At 68.3% G+C, this 19055-nt stretch carries 16 protein-coding genes; 8 read left to right on the top strand and 8 right to left on the bottom strand.

Annotated features, from left to right (window positions below):
* The 5 genes from IAE24_RS30565 to IAE24_RS11040 all read right to left on the bottom strand — a co-directional run.
* Window positions 1-1375: DUF7948 domain-containing protein (locus tag IAE24_RS30565; RefSeq protein ID WP_442778812.1), on the bottom strand; the 1375-nt coding region annotated here is incomplete at its 3' end.
* Window positions 1376-1799: 424 nt separating this feature from the next.
* Window positions 1800-2639 (bottom strand): pyrroline-5-carboxylate reductase, encoded by an 840-nt coding sequence (gene proC, locus IAE24_RS11055; RefSeq protein WP_013804459.1) that lies wholly within the window; start codon window positions 2637-2639, stop codon window positions 1800-1802.
* A gap of 32 nt (window positions 2640-2671) precedes the next feature.
* Entirely contained in the window at window positions 2672-3463 is a 792-nt protein-coding gene (locus IAE24_RS11050) for a VOC family protein (RefSeq protein WP_199960551.1), read from the bottom strand.
* A gap of 40 nt (window positions 3464-3503) precedes the next feature.
* Window positions 3504-4484 (bottom strand): tripartite tricarboxylate transporter substrate binding protein, encoded by a 981-nt coding sequence (locus IAE24_RS11045; protein ID WP_043822484.1) that lies wholly within the window; start codon window positions 4482-4484, stop codon window positions 3504-3506.
* 65 nt (window positions 4485-4549) lie between these two features.
* Window positions 4550-6247, bottom strand: coding sequence for a thiamine pyrophosphate-binding protein (locus tag IAE24_RS11040; protein ID WP_199960550.1), 1698 nt, complete (start codon window positions 6245-6247; stop codon window positions 4550-4552).
* A 96-nt stretch (window positions 6248-6343) separates the two neighbouring features.
* On the opposite strand from IAE24_RS11040, the gene IAE24_RS11035 reads away from it, so the two are divergent.
* Entirely contained in the window at window positions 6344-7039 is a 696-nt protein-coding gene (locus IAE24_RS11035) for a GntR family transcriptional regulator (protein WP_099735218.1), read from the top strand.
* A gap of 7 nt (window positions 7040-7046) precedes the next feature.
* On the opposite strand, the gene IAE24_RS11030 is transcribed toward IAE24_RS11035, so the two are convergent.
* The 3 genes from IAE24_RS11030 to IAE24_RS11020 form a co-directional block, all read right to left on the bottom strand.
* Window positions 7047-8252, bottom strand: coding sequence for an esterase-like activity of phytase family protein (locus IAE24_RS11030; RefSeq protein ID WP_199960549.1), 1206 nt, complete (start codon window positions 8250-8252; stop codon window positions 7047-7049).
* On the bottom strand, window positions 8221-9717 hold the full coding sequence (gene glpK / locus IAE24_RS11025; RefSeq protein WP_199960548.1) for a glycerol kinase GlpK: 1497 nt from the start codon (window positions 9715-9717) through the stop codon (window positions 8221-8223). The genes IAE24_RS11030 and glpK overlap by 32 nt, the downstream gene beginning before the upstream one ends.
* 73 nt (window positions 9718-9790) lie before the next feature.
* Window positions 9791-10555: a DeoR/GlpR family DNA-binding transcription regulator gene (locus IAE24_RS11020; RefSeq protein ID WP_012202956.1), complete on the bottom strand. Its 765-nt coding sequence runs from the start codon at window positions 10553-10555 to the stop codon at window positions 9791-9793.
* Between the two features lie 271 nt (window positions 10556-10826).
* Between IAE24_RS11020 and IAE24_RS11015 the strand changes: the two genes are divergently transcribed.
* From IAE24_RS11015 to IAE24_RS10985, 7 genes are all read left to right on the top strand, one after another.
* Entirely contained in the window at window positions 10827-11906 is a 1080-nt protein-coding gene (locus IAE24_RS11015) for an ABC transporter ATP-binding protein (RefSeq protein WP_199960547.1), read from the top strand.
* A gap of 1 nt (window position 11907) precedes the next feature.
* Window positions 11908-12990 (top strand): ABC transporter ATP-binding protein, encoded by a 1083-nt coding sequence (locus tag IAE24_RS11010; protein ID WP_199960546.1) that lies wholly within the window; start codon window positions 11908-11910, stop codon window positions 12988-12990.
* On the top strand, window positions 12987-13880 hold the full coding sequence (locus tag IAE24_RS11005; protein WP_013804449.1) for a carbohydrate ABC transporter permease: 894 nt from the start codon (window positions 12987-12989) through the stop codon (window positions 13878-13880). Before IAE24_RS11010 ends, IAE24_RS11005 begins: the two co-directional genes overlap by 4 nt.
* Window positions 13881-13955: 75 nt before the next feature.
* The gene (locus IAE24_RS11000; RefSeq protein ID WP_013804448.1) at window positions 13956-14771 is read left to right on the top strand and encodes a carbohydrate ABC transporter permease; all 816 of its coding nucleotides are present in this window, start codon (window positions 13956-13958) and stop codon (window positions 14769-14771) included.
* Window positions 14772-14953: 182 nt separating this feature from the next.
* Complete coding sequence (locus IAE24_RS10995; protein ID WP_043820414.1) at window positions 14954-15262, top strand: DUF2160 domain-containing protein; 309 nt, start codon at window positions 14954-14956, stop codon at window positions 15260-15262.
* A gap of 100 nt (window positions 15263-15362) precedes the next feature.
* Window positions 15363-17096 (top strand): ABC transporter substrate-binding protein, encoded by a 1734-nt coding sequence (locus IAE24_RS10990; protein ID WP_012202962.1) that lies wholly within the window; start codon window positions 15363-15365, stop codon window positions 17094-17096.
* A 344-nt stretch (window positions 17097-17440) separates the two neighbouring features.
* Window positions 17441-19030 (top strand): glycerol-3-phosphate dehydrogenase/oxidase, encoded by a 1590-nt coding sequence (locus tag IAE24_RS10985; protein WP_012202963.1) that lies wholly within the window; start codon window positions 17441-17443, stop codon window positions 19028-19030.
* Window positions 19031-19055 lie beyond the last annotated feature (25 nt).

Here is a 19055-nt window from a genome sequence, read left to right as displayed (position 1 = left end):
CCAGGGTCCGCAGGTCGGCGGACAGGCGTGCGACGAACCCGTCATTGCCCCAGCCAGCGGCGACCGGCTGGGCGCCGCCCGTCGTGCCGGGGAACTGGGTGGAGCTGGTATTGCCTGCCACCAATACCTCGCCCGTGGGTGCAATGGCCATGGCACGGGGGTCTTCGGATTGCGGGCCGCCCAGGTAGGTGCTCTGCTCCAGGGTGCGCAGGTCGGCGGACAGGCGTGCGATGAAGCCGTCGTAGAACCCACCAGCGGCGACTGACTGGGCGCCGTCCGCCGTGCCGGGGAAGTCGGTGGAGCTGGTAATGCCTGTCGCCAATACTTCGCCCGAGGGGGATATGGCCAGGGCTATGACAGAGTTCTGGCCCGAGCCGCCCAGATAGGTGCTCTGCTCCAGGGTCCGCAGGTCAGCGGACAGGCGCGCTATGAAGCCGTCGGTCCCACCAGTGGATGGTTGGGCGCCGCCCGCCGTGCCAGGGAATGCGCCGAGCGATGAATTGTCCGCGGTGATGCCGCCCACCAACACCTCGCCCGAGGGCGCAATGACCAGGGCCAGGACCGTGCTATCACCATCTCCACCCAGATACGTGCTCTGCAACAAAGGATCTATCACCAGCGGCAGCGCCCGGTCATAGGCCCCCAGCGCAAACCCGTAGCCGTCGCCCTGGCTGTTGAGGGCGTACTGCACAGGCACCTCCACGCGCTGCCCGGTAACTTCCTGGAACGCCACGGGCGCCGTATAGGCCACGTCGCCATGGCCTGTGGCGGCGATCAGTTCGCCGCCTTTGCCCAGGCGCAGGGACAGCGCGCCGTCCACGCGCACCTGGATCTGCCCGGGGTCGGCCTGCGGGGCCACGTGGAAGAGCTTTTCCACATTGGCGCCGCGCATGGCCAGTTCCACCTGCACGCCGGGCCAGGCCTGGCCCAGGTGCAGGTTGCGGTAGGTGGCTGGCTGGTAGCTGTGGGGGCCGCTGAAGCGGGTGATCTGGGTGGCGGCGGCCTCGCCGCCCGTGGGCGACAGCGGCAGCGCGCCGGCCAGGGTTTCGGTGAGGCTCCAGCCGGACAGGGGCCGGGTGGCCGGAGGGGTCTGGGGCGGTGCCTGGGGTTTGGTGCCTGCGGGCGTCCTGGGCGGCTTCTTGGGAGGTGCTTGGGGAGGCATCTCGGGCGGGGGGGCCGAGGTCGCGCCCTGCTGCTGCGTGGGCGCGGCCAGGCTGTAGACGATCTGGCCCTGGCGGGTGACGTGGATCGCGCCCGCGAAGGTGCGGCCCGTGAAGGCCACGGCAGGGTCGAACTGGCCGCTGTTGGCCTCGAACGGCACGGACATGCCCTGCAGCGCGTGCTGTATCTGCCGGGCCTGCGCGGAGCCATGCACTGGGGCATGTGCTGGTGAGTGCGCTGGTGAGTGCGCGCGGTGGTGGGCAGGACCTTGGGAGGGGCCGGGTACTGCGTGGGCCAGGCCAGCCGATGCCCAGAGCAGGCATGCCGCCAGGGCCGGCTTGCTGCCGCAGCGCCTGGGCAAGGAAGGGGGGTGGAAACGCATGCTTTCTCCTTGGATGCAGCGAATCCAAGGCAAGCCATGGACAGGGGCGGGCAGGCGATGCACGTCCCGCCGAGGCGGATGCTTGGTGGAAACTGCGGTGGCAGGTCATGACCGGCGCGGGGCTTTCCGCGCTGCCGGTCAATTGCCGATTTCTACCGAGTGCCGCTTGCTTCCACCATCAGAACTATCTGGTTTTTGCAGGAATCTGGCGCACCGTCCCCTTGCCACCACAAAGAGGGGCGCGCGCGGGCGTGTCCTACCTGCCGAATTCGGCGGCCAGCTCCTTGGCCCGTGTTTCCGCTGCCCGCATGGCGGCCACGAAATGCTCGGGCACCTGTTGCGCCTGCATGTGGGTGATGGCGGCGTGGGTGGTGCCGCCCTTGCTGGTCACGCGCTGGCGCAGCACGTCGGCGCTTTCGGTGGAGCGGGCGGCCAGTTCCGATGCGCCCTGGAAGGTGGCCACGCCCAGGCGGTAGGACTGCTCGGCCGTGAGGCCCATATCCACGCCGGCCTGTGTCATGGCTTCGAGGAACAGGAAGACATAGGCCGGGCCCGAGCCCGACAGGGCGGTCACGGCGTCCAGGTGCGCTTCCTGGTCGACCCAGACGAACTGGCCCGTGGTGGCAACGACCTGCTCGATGGCGCTCTTGCCTGCGGCATCGACCTGGGCGCGGGCGAACAGGCCCGTCATGCCCTTGCCCACCAGGGCTGGCGTGTTGGGCATGGCGCGCACGATGCGGCCCGTGCCAAGCCACTGGGCGATGGAGTCCGTGGGAATGCCGGCGGCCACGCTCAGGTGCAGGGCCTGGGCGGTATGCGGCGCCACGGCCTGGGCGGCTTCCTTGAAGGTCTGGGGCTTGACGGCCCAGACCACGATGCTGGCACCGTCCAGCGCGCTGGCGGCGGCCGCGGCATCGGCATGCGCCGTGATGCCGAAGTTCGTGCGCAGCGCGTCGCGCGCAGCCTCGAAGGGTTCGACGACGACGATGCGGTCTGCGGATTGGCCCTGGCCGATCAGTCCGCCGATGATGGCGCTGGCCATGTTGCCGCCACCGATGAAGGCGATGACAGGGGAGGCTGTGGAAACGGTGTTCATGCTGGTGGCGGTGGAGAAGGAAAACGAAGAGTTTAGAGCGTGTTCCCACCGTGCCAGCGCATGTCCACGCCATGGCTGGCGGCCAGGTCCAGGGGCTGTGCCGGGGCGCCGGGCCGCTGGCGCAGGGTGAGCGCGCAAGGGCCCTCTCCGCGCGTGGCAAGGCGCTGGCGCAGTGCGTCGGAGGCCGCCAGTGCCTGCGCGCCTTGCAGCAGCAGATCGAAGCCCGGCAATGCCAGCCGCACGCCCTGGTCGTCCAGCCTCTGCAGCGGCAGGCCCGGGCCCAGCAGCGCCCGGTAGCGGTCCAGGCTGGCGTCCAGGTCGTGCACGGCGACGGTCAGCGAGGCCACGCCCAGCGCGCCGTTGGGATGCTCGCGCACGCTGCCCTCGGGCACGCGCAGGGCGCGCGGCGTGACGTCGCCGCACAGGAAGGGCAGGTCGGGCGTGGCGTGGCGCGCCGTCTGCCACAGCAGTTGCGCGCCATCGGGGCGCACGCGGCCTCCGTCCACGGGGCCGACCAGGGTATCCAGCCCCCGCCCGCGCGCCTCGGCCAGGGCCTGGGCGGTGCTTTGGGGCAGCAGGGCGAAGTCCACCAGCCCTTCGCCATGGTCGCGCAGCGTGCGGTACCAGCGCTCTTCGGGCGCCGGGGCGGTCCAGGCAATGATCTCCAGGTAGGCGCCGTCGGCAAACACGACCAGTGCGTTGTGCGAGGTGCGGCCCGGATGGCGGCCGCCGATGGCGACCTGGAAGCCCAGCGCGCGGTAGTCCGCCACGGCGGCCTCGAGGTCCTGCACGGCGATGACGATGTGGTCCAGCGGAAGTGCCATGAATGCTCCTGTGTGGTGTAAGGGGGTGCCGTCCGGATTCTCAGTCTTCGAGCTGGACCTTGTTGTCGCGCACGAAGCGGCCCCAGCGCTCATATTCCTGGCGCACCCAGCGGTCGAGGGCGGGTCCGTCCGTGGCCATGACTTCAAAGCCCGACTGCATGAGCTTGCTGCGGATGTCGGGTGTGTTCAGCGTGGCCTGGAAGTCTTCGGTGAGCTTGTGCACCGTGGCTGCCGGCGTGGCGGAAGGCGCGAACACGCCGATCCACGAGTAGGCCTCGAAGCCCGGGAAGCCGGACTCGGCCACGGTGGGCACGTCGGGCAGCTCGGGCAGGCGCTTGAGGCCGGTCACCGCCAGCGGCTTGATCTTGCCTGCCGAAATCTGGCCGCGCAGCGCCGCGTAGCTGAGCAGGGTGAGGTCGGACACATTGCCGAGTACGGCCTGCACGGCCGGGCCGCCGCCGCCGTAGGGCACGTGCAGCACGTAGGTGCCCGAGCGGCGCTTGATGTCCTCCATCACCAGGTGGTTCATGGACCCCAGGCCGGTCGATGCGTAGCTGTATTTGCCCGGGTTGCGCCGCGCCAGCTCCAGGAAGCCGGCCAGGTCCCTGGCGGGCACCGAGGCCGAGGCACCGATCACCAGCGGGAAGCGCAGCGCCAGCGACACGCCCGTGAAGTCCTTGAAGGTGTCGTAGGGCAGCCGGGACTTGGCGATGGGATTGATGGCATGGGTGTCGAAGCTGAACAGCAGGGTGTTGCCGTCCGGGGCGGACTTGGCCACGTACTGGGTGGCGATCTGGCTGGCGGCGCCGGGGCGGTTCTCCACGATCACCGGGCGGCCGGCCACCTCGCCCAGGCGCGGCTGCAGTATGCGGGCGGCGATGTCGGTGCTGCCCCCCGGCGGGAAGGTGATGACCAGCTTGAGCGGGGCGGCGCCCTGCGCGGATGCCGTGCCGGCCGGCCCCAGCAGGCATGCGGCGGCCGTGGCCAGCAGCAGCTGGCGGCGTGAGGGGGTATGGGGCATGGGAAGGCTCCTTTTCAAGCGCATTGGCGGGCAGGAAATCGGGAATCTGTGCGTGGGGCCTGGCGTCAACCCATCCACTGGCTCACCGGCACGGCCGTGTCCTGGAGCTCTTGCGAGATCACATCCACCAGCGCCGGGCCGTCGTGCATCAGCGCGGCCTTGAGCGCGGCTTCGAGGTCTGCCGGGTCCTCCACGCGCCATGCCTTGACACCGAAGGCCTCGGCCACGCGGGCATGGTGGGTGCGGTTGAAGTCGACGGAGAAGTAGCGTTCATCGTAGCCGGACTTCTGGCTGGCCTTGATCCAGCCGAACACGCTGTTGGAGAACACGATCATCTTCAGCGGCACGTTGCGGCGCACGATGGTTTCCAGCTCGCCGCAGGTGAAGCCGAAGCTGCCGTCGCCCATGACCGCGACCACCACGGAATCGGGCTGGCCGATGGCGGCGCCAAAGCCGGCGGACATGGCAAAGCCCAGCGCCCCGTGCGCGCGGTTGGTGATGAAGTGCCGGCCGGCCTGGGGCGCGTCGAAATAGGCCGTGAAGTAGGGGCAGGGTGTGCCGGGGTCGGCCACCACGATGGCGCGCGCGGGCAGCAGGCGGTTGAGCGTGTCCACCACGCGCTCGGGCTTGATGGGGCGCTCCAGCGAGGCGGCCAGCGGCGCGAAGAAGGCCTGCTTGGCGGCGCGCGCGGTGGCCGCCAGCGTGGCGCCGTCCGCGGCATCGGCGGGGCGGCGGGCGATGCGCTGCTGCACGGCCGCGTGCAGCGCCTGCAGGCCCAGCAGGGCGTCGCCCACCAGGGCCACGTCGGTGCGGTAGTTGGTGCCTATGGTCATGGCGTCCACGTCCAGATGGACGATGGTGACCTTGCGCGAGGGCATCTGCCAGTGCTCGGTGGTAGTGGAGCCGGCGCGTGCGCCGATGAACATCACCAGATCGGCCTGCGCCACCACGGCGCGCGTGGCCTCCACGCCGCCATTGGTGCCCACCACGCCGGCATTGAGCGGATGGCTGCCCGCCAGGCTGCCCTGGCCGCTGACGCTGGAGCACACGGGCGCATTGAGCAGGGTGGCCAGCGCATCCAGTGCGGCGCTGGCGCCCGCGATGAGCACGCCGCCGCCGCAGATCAGCACGGGGCAGCGGGCCGCCACCAGACGGTCGGCAGCCTCGGCCACGGCCGCCGGATCGGGGGCGGACCGGTAGGCCGGATAGTGGTCATGCCCTGGCTGGGCCCAGACATCGGCCGGATCCAGCGTGTGCTTTTGCACGTCATAGGGCAGGCAGATATGGGTGGCGCCGGGCCGGCCCGTGGTCATGGCGCGAAAGGCGCTGCGCACGGCGTGCGGAATCTGGTCCACGCGGTCGATGGTGGTATTCCACTTGGTCAGCGGCCTGTACAGCGCCTGCTGGTCCAGTTCGGTCAGCGGGAACTTGCCGCGCGCGCCCACGGAAACGTCCGAGGTGATGCCCAGCACAGGCACCGAGGACTCGTTGGCCTCGGCCAGGCCGGGCAGCAGGTAGGTGGCGCCGCCGCCGCTGGGGCCTTCGCACACGCCCACCTTGCCTGTGACTCGTGCATAGGCGTCGGCCATGTAGCCGGCGCTGCGCTCGTCCCGCGTGAGGATGTGGTCCATGCCGTGGTCCAGCCGCGCCATGGCGTCGTAGAAGGGCAGGCTGGTGTCGCCGCACAGGCCGAAGATGTGCTTGACGCCATTGAGCTGCAGCATGCGGACCATGGCGTCGGCGCCATTGAAAGCGGTGGTCATGTCGGGAGTCTCCAGGCAGGTTGGGTGACGGGATTTTTAAGAATCCATTTCAGTATACTTAAAAGAATGCGCAGCGCCAAAGGGCACAATGGCGCCATGAAAATCTCCAACATCCGCCATGAACGGGGCTCCAGCGTCTACAGCACGCTGCGTGACATGGCCATCTCCTACGAATTCAAGCCGGGCGAGCGCCTGAGCGAAAGCGAACTGGCCTTGCGCCTGGGCGTGAGCCGCACGCCCGTGCGCGAGGCACTGACGCGGCTGGTGGCCGATGGCTTTTTGCTGCCGGCCAGCCGCGGCTACATGCGGCGCGAACTGGACGTGAAGGAGTCGCTGGACCTGTACGAGGCCCGCGTGGCCGTGGAACGCGAATGCGTGCGGCTGGCCGTGGAGCGCGCCACCGATGCCCAGCTCGACGAGGCCCTGGCCTATCTGGAGCAGAGCCAGCGCGTGGCCTCCGATACGCCGATCCGGCAACTGGTGGACCTGGACGAGGGATTCCACCTGCGCATTGCCGACATGGCCGGCAACGCCGAGCTGCGGCGCATGCTGGCGAGCCTGAACGAGCGCATCCGCTTCATCCGGTGGATCGACATGGAGAACGTGGGGCGCGCCTCCACCCAGCACGAGCACCTGGAAATCCTGCAGGCCCTGCGCGCGCGCGACGCCCAGGCCAGCGAACGCCTGATGGCCGAGCACATCGGCCTGCGGCGCGAGCAGATCGTGGAGGCCATTGCGCGCGGGCTGACGCGCATCTACCTGCCGCAGGAGCAGGTGCAGGCCACGCCCTGAAGCGCCTTCAGGGTGCGCAGGGCGGCGAGGGCCGGTAGGCGGTGATCAGGATCTGGTTGGCTTGCGCCGGGTTGAAGTTGTCGTCGCTGGCGAACACCAGCACGCGGGTGCCGTCGGGCAGCTGCGGGCCCCAGGACATGGCTTCCATGTTGTCCAGCCTGCCGGGCTGCACGGTGGACAGATCGGCCACCAATTGCTTGACCGCCACCTGTAGCGGCGTTTGCGCGAAGCTGGCCAAGGTCAGCGTATCAGGCGCATCCAGACCGATGCGGTACAACCGCGCGCCAAAGCCGTGGCCCGGGCTGTAGGAGCGCTCCAGCACCAGCAGATGGCCGGGGCCGTCCGGCAGGATCTCGCTGATGCCGTTGACCTCGCGCTGGGGAAGGGCCCAGCTGGCGGCCGGCACGGCATCGGGCTGGTAGGCGATCTGGCGCAGCAGCCGGCCATCGTCCAGGCTGACCAGGCTGATGCGCACGGGCGCGCCTGCCGTGGCGGCGCTGGCGCGCGGGCCGTCCTGGCGCAGCGGCGCCTCCAGGGCCAGCCAGGCCTGTTGGCCGTCCGGCGTCACGGCCAGCCCTTCGAAGCCGAAATTCGCGCGCAGGCCCGGCCTGCCGTCCTCATCCTCGAATGCGTAGAACCACCGTGCGATCTGGCGGCCCGTGGCGTCGGTCCTCACCAGCGAGGTGCCATAGCCCCGGCCCGGGTCGCCTTCATCGGTCCACAGCAGGCCGCCGTCCGGCAGCAGGCGGATGGCTTCGGGGTCGGGCACGGGCTGGGTGGCGGGCGCGGCATGGCGCGGGCGCAGCCAGCGGCCCTCGGCATCCAGCAGCGGGTGCACTTCGGTGACTTGCGCCTGCCAGGGGGTGGGGCCGGCGCGCTGGCCGGCGTCCAGCGGCTCTATGCGCAGGCGCATCCAGCGCGCGGGGCCGCGCGCCGAGCGGTCATCGCTGATGGCCACATAGTCGCCGCGCTGGGCGTCATAGTCCAGGCCCGAGATGCCGCCGGTGGTGGCGCCATGGATGGGCTCATCGCGCGCAATCGTGGTGCTGCCCAGCCATTGCAGGCGCGCGCATGCCGTGGGCTGCGGGGCCGGCAGGGCCTGGGGCGGCGCGGCGCAGCCGGCCAGCAGCAGGCCCGCAAGCACCAGGCTGGCCGCCCTGAACAAGGCCGTGTGCCCGTTGTCAGGCCGCCAGCGCGGTCTGGGCCACCGCATGCTCCCAGCGCGCCATCAGCTCGTCGGCGCGGTGCTTGTCCAGCGTGGGCACGAAGCGGCGCTCGGCCTTCCACAGCGCCGACAGTTCCTCGGTGCTCTGGTACACGCCCGAGGACAGGCCCGCCAGGTAGGCAGCGCCCAGGGCCGTGGTCTCCACGCAGGCCGGGCGCACCACGGGAATGCCCAGCAGGTCGGCCTGGAACTGCATGAGCAGGTTGTTGACGCAGGCGCCGCCGTCCACGCGCAGTTCGCTGACCGGCGCGCCGCCGCTGGCCACCGCGTCGCGGCTCATGGCCAGCAGCAGGGCGGCGCTCTGGAAGGCGATGGATTCAAGCGCGGCCCGCGCGATGTGGGCGATGGTGGTGCCGCGCGTCAGGCCCGTGATGGTGCCGCGCGCATCGGGCTTCCAGTAGGGGGCGCCCAGGCCCGTGAAGGCCGGCACCATCATCACGCCGCCCGAGTCGGGCACGCTCTCGGCCAGTTGCTGCACCTGGCCGCTGTGCTCGATGGCGCGCAACCCGTCGCGCAGCCACTGGACCACGGCGCCGCCCACGAAGACGCTGCCTTCCAGCGCATAGGCCGGCGCAGCGGTGGGCTGTGCCGCAGCGGTGGTCAGCAGGCCGTTGGCAGAGGTCTGGAACACGCCGCCCGTGTGCATGAGCATGAAGCAGCCCGTGCCATAGGTGTTCTTGGCCATGCCGGCCGAAAAGCAGGCCTGGCCGAAGAGGGCGCTTTGCTGGTCGCCGGCCACACCGCCGATGGCGATTTCGCCGCCCAGCACCTCGGCTGCCGTGCGGCCGAAATCGGCGGCGGAAGGCAGCACCTCGGGCATCAGCGCGCGCGGAATCTCCAGCAGCGCCAGCAGATCGTTGTCCCATTGGTTGGTGTGGACGTTGAACAGCATGGTGCGGCTGGCGTTGGAGACATCGGTCACATGGTGGCGTCCGCCCGTGAGCTGCCAGATCAGCCAGCTGTCCACGGTGCCGAAGGCCAGTTCGCCGCGCTCGGCGGCGGCGCGTGCGCCGTTGACGTTGTCCAGGATCCAGCGTAGCTTGGTGCCCGAGAAATAGGCGTCGATCAGCAGGCCGGTCTTGCGCTGGATGGTGTCGGCATGGCCGTCCTCGCGCAGCTGGGCGCACAGCGGCTCGGCGCGGCGGTCCTGCCAGACGATGGCGTGGTGTATGGGCTGGCCCGTGGCGCGGTTCCAGACCACGGTGGTCTCGCGCTGGTTGGTGATGCCCAGGGCACGGATGTCGGCTGCCGCCAGCCCGGCCTTGGCCAGGGCCTCGCGCGCCGTGGCCAGCTGGGTGCGCCAGATCTCGCGCGGATCGTGCTCGACCCAGCCGGGCCGGGGATAGATCTGCGGCAGCTCCAGCTGGGCCGAGGCCACGATGCGGCCCTGGGTGTCGAAGACGATGCTGCGCGAGCTGGAGGTGCCCTGGTCCAGGGCAAGCAGATAGGTCATGGTGCGGTATCCAGGAAAAGCAGGGCCGGTGCGCGTGTCCTGTGCGGGCGGTGGCGCAGCGGCTGCGGAAAACTTATTGCGCCACCACGCATTGCACTTCTGCTTCGCGCAGAAGGGCATCGAACGGAGCGGGGGGCGCGGTATCGGTGAACAGGCGGTCGATCTGGTCCAGGCGTGCCAGCTCCACCATGGCCTGGCGGTGGAACTTGCTGTGGTCGGCGGCCAGCCAGACCTCGCGCGACTGGGCAATGATGGTCTGGGCCACCTTGACTTCGCGCATGTCGAAGTCGCGCAGGCTGCCATCGGGCTCGATGGCCGAGATGCCGATCAGGGCGATGTCCACCTTGAACTGGCGGATGAAGTCCACGGCCGCCTCGCCCACGATGCCCCGGTCGCGCGTGCGCACCACGCCGCCGGCCACGATGACTTCGCAGTCCGCGTTGGAGCTGAGGATGGCCGCCACGTTGAGGTTGTTGGTGATCACGCGCAGGCCCCGGTGCTTGAGCAGGGCCTGGGCCACGGCCTCGGTGGTGGTACCGATGTTCAGGATCAGCGAGCAGCCGTTGGGAATGGCCTCGGCCACGGCGCGCGCAATGCGCGACTTGCCTTCGGCATGCAGCACCTGGCGCTGGGTGTGGCCCAGGTTCTCCACCGTGGCGCTGGGCACGCGCACGCCGCCGTGAAAGCGCACCATCAGGCCCGCATCGGCCAGCTTCTGTATGTCGCGGCGCACGGTCTGCAGGGTCACGCCCAGGATCTCGGCCAGCTGCTCCACCGAAGTGGACTGGCGGCTGCGCACTTCGTCGAGCAGCTGTAGTTGTCGGGGATTGGTGTTCACGGCGGCGATTCCAGATCTGGTGCGTTCTCAGGCAAACAAGGCGGGGCGACCGGTTTATAGCGCATTTGCCCCTGGCCGGCCGTGGGTTGGGGAACTTTAAAACGAAGAAAAAAGAACAGTACCTAGGGTATGTGTTGATGGGCTGCGATCTGGAAAGAACAAAAATGATCACGTTCTTGCTTTCGGATGGCGCGCAATCGCCGCCTTGAGCGAGATGTTTCTCCTTGTTCAATCGCTGCCCCCCGAGGCGGCCTCGTCAGTGAGGGCGGTCGTGGAACTGGTGTTGGAGAGAATCAGCAAACGCGTGGGCGGCCAGACCTGGCTGCACCCCATGCACCTTGAACTGGAAAGCGGCGCGGTGACCGTGCTGCTGGGTGCCACGCAGGCCGGCAAGACCAGCCTGATGCGCATCATGGCCGGCCTGGACGTGCCCACCGAAGGCCGTGTGCGCGCCGATGGCGTCGATGTGACCGGCATGCCCGTGCGCGAGCGCAACGTGGCCATGGTCTACCAGCAATTCATCAACTATCCCTCGCTCACGGTGGCGGACAACATCGCCTCGCCGCTCAAGCTGCGCGGCGACCGCGACGTGGCGCAGCGCGTGCGCGCCCTGGCCGAGCGGCTGCACATAGAGATGTTCCTGGACCGCTACCCGGCCGAGCTGTCGGGCGGCCAGCAGCAGCGGGTGGCGCTGGCGCGCGCCCTGGCCAAGGGCGCTCCGCTGATGCTGCTGGACGAGCCCCTGGTCAACCTCGACTACAAGCTGCGCGAGGAACTGCGCGAGGAACTGACCCAGCTGTTCGCCACAGGCGACTCCACCGTGGTCTATGCCACCACCGAGCCCGGCGAGGCCCTGCTGCTGGGTGGCTACACGGCTGTGCTGCATGAGGGCGAACTGCTGCAGTACGGCCCCACGGCCGAGGTCTTCCATCAACCGAATTCGCTGCGTGTGGCGCGCGCCTTCAGCGATCCGCCCATGAACCTGATCGCGGCCAGTGCCGTGGAAGGCGGGCTGCAACTGCCGGGCGGCGCGCGGCTGCCCGTGGCGCTGCCTGCGGACCTGGCCGCTTCCGGCCAACTGACCCTGGGCCTGCGCGCCAGCGCCCTGCGCCTGCAGTCCCGGCCCGGCGATCTGGCACTGCAGGGTGTGGTGGAGCTGGCCGAGATTTCGGGCTCCGACACCTTCGTGCATGCCACCACGCCCTGGGGCGAGCTGGTGGCCCAGGTCACGGGCGTGCACCACCTGGACCTGGGCAGCGCGGTCACGCTGCACCTGGACCCGGCCCATGCCTATGTGTTCGGCACGGACGGCGCGCTGCTGCTGGCGCCGGCGCGGCCCGGAGGACGATGAGATGGCCCGCATAGAACTTGATCTGGCCCACTCCTACAAGCCGAACCCGCAGCAGGACAGCGACTACGCGCTGCTGCCGCTGAGCATGGTCTTCGAGGACGGCGGCGCCTATGCGCTGCTCGGCCCCTCGGGCTGCGGCAAGACCACCATGCTCAACATCATGTCGGGCCTGCTGGTGCCCTCGCAGGGCAAGGTGCTGTTCGACGGCCGCGACATGACGCGCGCCACGCCCCAGGAACGCAACATCGCCCAGGTGTTCCAGTTCCCGGTGATCTACGACACCATGACCGTGGCCGAGAACCTGGCCTTTCCGCTGAGGAACCGCCGCATGCCCGAGGAGCGCATCCGCGCGCGGGTCGGCCAGATCGCCGAGATGCTGGAGATGAGCGGCCAGCTCGACCAGCGCGCGGCCGGCCTGTCGGCCGATGCCAAGCAGAAGATCTCGCTGGGCCGGGGCCTGGTGCGGCCCGATGTGTCGGCCGTGCTGTTCGACGAGCCGCTCACGGTGATCGACCCCCAGCTCAAGTGGCAGCTGCGCCGCAAGCTCAAGCAGATCCACCATGAACTGCGGCTCACGCTGATCTATGTGACGCACGACCAGGTGGAGGCCCTGACCTTTGCCGAGCACGTTGTGGTCATGACGCGCGGGCGCGCCGTGCAGGTGGGCACGCCCGCCCAGCTTTTCGAGCGGCCCAGCCACGCCTTCGTCGGCCACTTCATTGGCTCGCCGGGCATGAACTTCGTGCCGCTGCAGCAGGACGGCGGCCGGCTGCTGGCCGAGGGCCAGTACCTGCCCCTGCCCGAAGCGCTGGCCGGCGTGGCGCCCGGCCTGCCGCTGAGCCTGGGCATACGCCCCGAGTACCTGGCACTGGCCTCGGCCGACGCGCCCGGCGCCGTGGCCTGTTCGGTGGAGCGCGTGCAGGACGTGGGCACGCACCAGTTACTGGTGGCGCGCCTGGGCGAGCGGCTGCTCAAGCTGCGCTGCGGCGCCGATGCCGCACTGCCGGCCGTGGGCGAGACCGTCTGGGTGCAATTGCAGGGCCCCCACACCTGCTACTACGTCAACGAGGAGCTGCAGGCATGAGCCAGACCGTCAAGCCCGTCAACCAGAAGGCCTGGCTGCTGATCCTGCCGGTCATCATCTGCGTGGCCTTCTCGGCCATCATCCCGCTGATGACGGTGGTGAACTACTCGGTGCAGGACATCATCAGTCCCGACCGGCGCGTGTTCGTGGGCACGGAATGGTTTGCCCAGGTCATGCGCGACGAGGAACTGCACTCGGCCCTGCTGCGCCAGATCGGCTTTTCGCTGGCCGTGCTGCTGGTGGAGATTCCGCTGGGCATCGCGCTGGCCTTGTCCATGCCGGCCCAGGGCTGGAAGGCCTCGGCCGTGCTGGTCGTGGTCTCGCTGTCGCTGCTGATTCCGTGGAACGTGGTCGGCACCATCTGGCAGATCTACGGCCGCGCCGATATCGGACTGCTGGGCGCGGCGCTCAACGCGCTGGGCGTGGACTACAACTACACGGGCAATGCCACCCATGCCTGGCTTACCGTGCTGGTCATGGATGTCTGGCACTGGACGCCGCTGGTGGCCCTGCTGTGCTACGCGGGCCTGCGCTCCATTCCCGACGCCTACTACCAGGCCGCGCGCATCGACGGCGCCAGCAAGTTCGCGGTGTTCCGCTACATCCAGCTGCCCAAGATGCGCGGCGTGCTGATGATCGCCGTGCTGCTGCGCTTCATGGACAGCTTCATGATCTACACCGAGCCCTTCGTGCTCACGGGCGGCGGGCCCGGCAATGCGACCACCTTCCTGTCGCAGTACCTGACGCAAAAGGCCGTGGGCCAGTTCGACCTCGGGCCGGCGGCTGCCTTCTCGCTGATCTATTTCCTCATCATCCTGCTGCTGTGCTTCATCCTCTACAACTGGATGCAGCGCGTGGGCACGGCAGACAAGGAAGGGGCAAAAGAATGATCACCACGCTCCCTTCGTTCACTGCCCCCCGAGGGGGCTCTGCCTCCCTTGGGGTGGCCCTGCGGGAGGCCGGACATGACTGAAGACCGCCGTTTCCACAAGCGCACGCTGTTCCTCGTCGCCTACCTGCTGTTCGCCGTGCTGCCCATCTACTGGATGGTCAACATGAGCTTCAAGACCAACGAGGAGATCCTGTCCAGCTTCTCGCTGTGGCCCCAGCATTTCACCTGGGCCAACTACCAAACCATCTTCACCGACGCCTCCTGGTACTCGGGCTACATCAACAGCCTGATCTACGTGGCCATCAACACCGTGATCTCGCTCACGGTGGCGCTGCCGGCGGCCTATGCGTTCTCGCGCTACCAGTTCCTGGGCGACAAGCATGTGTTCTTCTGGCTGCTGACCAACCGCATGACGCCGCCGGCCGTCTTCCTGCTGCCCTTTTTTCAGCTCTACACCACGGTAGGCCTGATGGACACGCACATCGCCGTGGCCCTGGCCCACCTGCTGTTCAACGTGCCGCTGGCCGTCTGGATCCTGGAGGGCTTCATGAGCGGCATCCCGCGCGAGATCGACGAGACGGCCTATATCGACGGCTACTCCTTCCCGCGCTTTTTCCTCACCATCTTCCTGCCGCTGATCAAGGCCGGCGTGGGCGTGGCGGCCTTCTTCTGCTTCATGTTCAGCTGGGTGGAGCTGCTGCTGGCGCGCACGCTGACCAGCGTGAATGCCAAGCCCATCGTGGCGACCATGACGCGCACCGTCTCGGCCTCGGGCATGGACTGGGCGACGCTGGCGGCGGCGGGCGTGCTGACCATCGTGCCGGGCGCCATCGTGATCTGGTTCGTGCGGCATTACATCGCCAAGGGTTTCGCAATGGGAAGGGTTTGAGGCACCCCCTGAGCGGCTTACGCCGCTTCCCCCTCTCTACCCGCTTCCGCGGGGGAGGGGGACGACACCTTCGGGGCGGGGCGGCGCGGCCGGCATATGCCCTTCCTCGGTGTCCCTGGGCTGGGCTCTGCCGGTTTCGAGAAGCTGCGGTATTGATGCTGGATTTCTGAAAGGACTCGTCAATGTTTTCCTGGATGGCCTGGACGCTGCCGGTGGCGGTGTTCTTCAGTTGCATCGTGCTGATGCTGGTGGGCATGACGCTGTGGGAGTTGCGCAGCCCGACCGTGATGCGCAAGGGCTGGCTGCCGATGGCGACGACGCGCGGGGACCGGCTGTTCATCGGGCTGCTGCTGGCGGCCTATGTCAATCTGGCCTGGGTGGGCCTGGGCGAGAGGATGGTGCAGTGGTTCTCGCTGGAGGCCGAGCCTTCGGTGTGGATCAGCCTGGTGCTGTCCATGCTCGTGCTGGCCGTGGTCATGCGCAAAGGCTGATCACTTCATTCCATTTATCGACAGCCGGGTCCGAAGCTCCCCCGGGGCCCGCTGGTGCATGTGCATGTCGGGGAGACAGCAAGAATCTAGGAGACGGCAGATGAAACAACGACTTCATACCATCGCCCTCGCGGCGGCCCTGCTGGCGGCGGGGCAGGCGTCCTGGGCCGGAGAGGCGGAAGCCAAGAAGTGGATCGACGCGGAGTTCCAGCCCAGCACGCTGTCCAAGGACCAGCAGATGGCCGAGATGAAGTGGTTCATCGAGGCGGCCAAGAAGCTGCAGGCCAAGGGCGTCAAGGAGATCGCCGTGGTCTCCGAGACCATCACCACGCACGAGTACGAGAGCAAGACGCTGGCCAAGGCCTTCACCGAGATCACGGGCATCACCGTCAAGCACGACCTGATCCAGGAAGGCGACGTGGTCGAGAAGCTGCAGACCTCGATGCAGTCGGGCAAGTCCATCTATGACGGCTGGATCTCCGACTCCGACCTGATCGGCACGCACTACCGCTACGGCCGCATCATGAGCCTGACCGACTACATGGCCGGCGCCGGCAAGGACTTCACCAATCCGGGCCTGGACATCAAGGACTTCATCGGCACCAGCTTCACCACCGCGCCCGACGGCAAGCTCTACCAGCTGCCCGACCAGCAGTTCGCCAACCTCTACTGGTTCCGCGCCGACCTGTTCGAGCGCAAGGACCTCAAGGACAAGTTCAAGGCCAAGTACGGCTACGAGCTGGGCGTGCCGCTGAACTGGAGCGCCTACGAGGACATCGCCGAGTTCTTCACCAACGACGTCAAGCAGATCGACGGCAAGCCCATCTACGGCCACATGGACTACGGCAAGAAGGACCCGTCGCTGGGCTGGCGCTTCACCGATGCCTGGCTGTCCATGGCCGGCGCGGCCGACAAGGGCATTCCCAACGGCATGCCCGTCGATGAATGGGGCATCCGCGTGGCCGACGACAAGTGCACGCCCGTGGGCGCCTCGGTCTCGCGCGGGGGCGCCACCAACTCGCCGGCCGCCGTGTTCGCGCTCACCAAGTACGTGGACTGGATGAAGAAATACGCGCCCAAGGAAGCCATGGGCATGACCTTCGGCGAGTCCGGCCCCGTGCCGGCCCAGGGCCATATCGCTCAGCAGATCTTCTGGTACACCGCCTTCACGGCCGACATGACCAAGCCCGGCCTGCCCGTGGTCAATGCCGACGGCACGCCCAAATGGCGCATGGCGCCCGGACCCAACGGCCCGTACTGGAAGGACGGCATGCAAAACGGCTACCAGGACGTGGGCAGCTGGACCTTCTTCAAGGACCATGACGCCAACCGCACGGCCGCCGCCTGGCTCTACGCGCAGTTTGTCACCGCCAAGACCACCAGCCTCAAGAAGACCATCGTCGGCCTGACGCCCATCCGCGAAAGCGACATCCGCTCCAAGGCCATGACTGACATGGCGCCCAAGCTCGGCGGCCTGGTCGAGTTCTACCGCAGCCCCGCCCGCGTGGCCTGGACGCCCACCGGCAACAACGTGCCCGACTACCCCAAGCTGGCCCAGCTGTGGTGGAAGAACGTGGCCCAGGCCGTCACCGGCGAGAAGACGCCCCAGGGCGCCATGGACAACCTGGCCGAGGAAATGGACCAGGTCATGTCCCGCCTGCAGCGTGCCGGCATGGCGCACTGCGCGCCCAAGCTCAACCCCAAGGGCGACCCGGCCAAGTGGCTCAGCGACAAGCAGGCGCCGTGGAAGAAGCTGGCCAATGAAAAGCCCAAGGGCGAGACGATTGCGTATGACACGCTGCTCAATGCCTGGAAAAACGGCAAGGTGCGTTAGCACCCCCTGAGGCGCTTGCGCGCCTTCCCCCTCTCTACTTGCTTCGCAAGGGAGGGGGACGACGCCCTCGCCGCGAGGCGGCTCTTGCTCGGCGTCCCTGAGTTGGGCCGTGTCGGCTTGGGACAACATGCCCTGCGCTGGTCTCCCGGCCTATCGCCAAATTCGTTGACTGCAAGAAACACGAAACGAAAGATAGCGAAGAAAAAAATACAAAAACGAGCGAAAATAGCGGAAAACCCGATTCCGTCCCCTTCGCATTGGGCGCAGGCGTGGCGTCCCGGGTGCTGACATGGCGGCTACATGGCGCCCTGTTAACTTGCCCCACATTCCTTCGTCGAAGATCCATGTCCCTCGCTGCTTCCCCTCTGCCCACCGGCCGCGCCGCCCTGCTGGAACGCCTGGCCCAGCCTGAAACCTACGATCTGGCCATCATCGGCGGCGGTGCCACCGGCCTGGGCGTGGCCCTGGACGCGGCGGCGCGCGGGTTCAAGGTCGTGCTGGTGGAGTCGCATGACTTCGCCAAGGGCACGTCCTCGCGTGCCACCAAGCTGGTCCATGGTGGCGTGCGCTACCTGGCCCAGGGCAACATCGCCCTGGTGCGCGAAGCGCTGCATGAGCGCACCACGCTGCTGCACAACGCGCCCCATCTGGCGCAGCCGCTGGCCTTTGTCATGCCGTCCTACAAGCTGCTGGACACGCCGTTCTATGGCATCGGCCTCAAGATGTATGACGCGCTGGCCGGCAAGGCGGGCCTGGGCGCCACCGAATTCCTCTCGCGCTCCAGCACCGTCAAGTGTTTGCCCACCGTGCGCCAGCAAGGCCTCAAGGGCGGCGTCAAATACTGGGACGGCCAGTTCGACGATGCCCGCCTGGCGCTGGCGCTGGCCCGCACGGCCGCTGCCAAGGGCGCGCTGCTGGTCAACTACTGCCCCGCGCTTGAACTGCTGCATGAAGGCGGCAAGGTCGCCGGCCTGGTCTGCGAAGACACGGAATCGGGCCGGCGCTTCACGCTGCGCGCCAAGTGCGTGGTCAACGCCACCGGCCCCTGGGTGGACCTGTTCCGCCAGCAGGATGCCGAGGCCCAGGGCCGTCCCGTCAAGCCCATGGTCGCGCCCAGCCAGGGCGTGCACGTGGTGGTGGACCGCGACTTCCTGCCCAGCGATCACGCCCTGCTCGTGCCCAAGACGGCCGATGGCCGCGTGCTCTTTGCCGTGCCCTGGCTGGGCAAGGTCATCCTGGGCACCACCGACACCCCGCGCAACGACCTGGCACGCGAGCCCCTGCCGTTCCCCGAGGAGCTGGACTTCATCCTCACCGAGGCCGGACGCTACCTCACGCGCCAGCCCACGCTGGCCGACGTGCGCAGCATGTGGGTCGGCCTTCGCCCGCTGGTCAAGCCCCAGGACGACGACGGCGAGAACACCAAGAAGATCAGCCGTGAGCACACGGTCATGTCCAGCCGCACCGGCCTGGTCACCGTCACGGGCGGCAAATGGACCACCTACCGTGCCATGGCCGAAGACGTGCTCTCCGAGTGCTTTGCCATCGGCCGCCTGCCGCACCGCCCGGGTGGCGTCACGGCCCGCCTGCCGCTGGCCGGCGCCCCGGCCGAATCCGCCGTGCACCACCGCATGAACCAGGTTCAGGGCCTGCACTCCTATGGCACGGAAGCCTCGGCAGTGGAGGCGTTGCCGGGCAACGACGAATGGCTGGCAGACGGCCTGAACGAAGCCATGGTGCGCTTTGCCGCGCGCTTCGAATACGCGCGCACCGTGGAAGACGTGCTGGCGCGCCGCAGCCGCCTGCTGTTCCTTGATGCGCGCAAGGCCGCCGAGGTGGCGCCGCGCGTGGCAGCCATCCTCCAGGAGGAGCTGGGGCAGGACGCCGGCCTGGCGGACTTCATGCCGCTGGCGGCCCAGTACCTGCCGGCCTGATTGCGGCTGAAGTCCCTCTCAAGCA

Source organism: Delftia sp. S65 (genome assembly GCF_016516495.1).
In the GTDB taxonomy this organism is placed as follows: Bacteria; Pseudomonadota; Gammaproteobacteria; order Burkholderiales; family Burkholderiaceae_C; genus Comamonas; species Comamonas acidovorans.
This window is presented reverse-complemented; position numbering and strand designations above follow the sequence as displayed.

Excerpts from the sequence above, each read along its gene's own strand:
- proC (WP_013804459.1), bottom strand. The coding sequence starts at position 2,639 with ATGAACACCGTTTCCACAGCCTCCCCTGTCATCGCCTTCATCGGTGGC.
- IAE24_RS11050 (WP_199960551.1), bottom strand. The coding sequence starts at position 3,463 with ATGGCACTTCCGCTGGACCACATCGTCATCGCCGTGCAGGACCTCGAG.
- IAE24_RS11045 (WP_043822484.1), bottom strand. The coding sequence starts at position 4,484 with ATGCCCCATACCCCCTCACGCCGCCAGCTGCTGCTGGCCACGGCCGCC.
- IAE24_RS11040 (WP_199960550.1), bottom strand. The coding sequence starts at position 6,247 with ATGACCACCGCTTTCAATGGCGCCGACGCCATGGTCCGCATGCTGCAG.
- IAE24_RS11035 (WP_099735218.1), top strand. The coding sequence starts at position 6,344 with ATGAAAATCTCCAACATCCGCCATGAACGGGGCTCCAGCGTCTACAGC.
- IAE24_RS11030 (WP_199960549.1), bottom strand. The coding sequence starts at position 8,252 with ATGCGGTGGCCCAGACCGCGCTGGCGGCCTGACAACGGGCACACGGCC.
- glpK (WP_199960548.1), bottom strand. The coding sequence starts at position 9,717 with ATGACCTATCTGCTTGCCCTGGACCAGGGCACCTCCAGCTCGCGCAGC.
- IAE24_RS11010 (WP_199960546.1), top strand. The coding sequence starts at position 11,908 with ATGGCCCGCATAGAACTTGATCTGGCCCACTCCTACAAGCCGAACCCG.
- IAE24_RS11005 (WP_013804449.1), top strand. The coding sequence starts at position 12,987 with ATGAGCCAGACCGTCAAGCCCGTCAACCAGAAGGCCTGGCTGCTGATC.
- IAE24_RS11000 (WP_013804448.1), top strand. The coding sequence starts at position 13,956 with ATGACTGAAGACCGCCGTTTCCACAAGCGCACGCTGTTCCTCGTCGCC.
- IAE24_RS10995 (WP_043820414.1), top strand. The coding sequence starts at position 14,954 with ATGTTTTCCTGGATGGCCTGGACGCTGCCGGTGGCGGTGTTCTTCAGT.
- IAE24_RS10990 (WP_012202962.1), top strand. The coding sequence starts at position 15,363 with ATGAAACAACGACTTCATACCATCGCCCTCGCGGCGGCCCTGCTGGCG.
- IAE24_RS10985 (WP_012202963.1), top strand. The coding sequence starts at position 17,441 with ATGTCCCTCGCTGCTTCCCCTCTGCCCACCGGCCGCGCCGCCCTGCTG.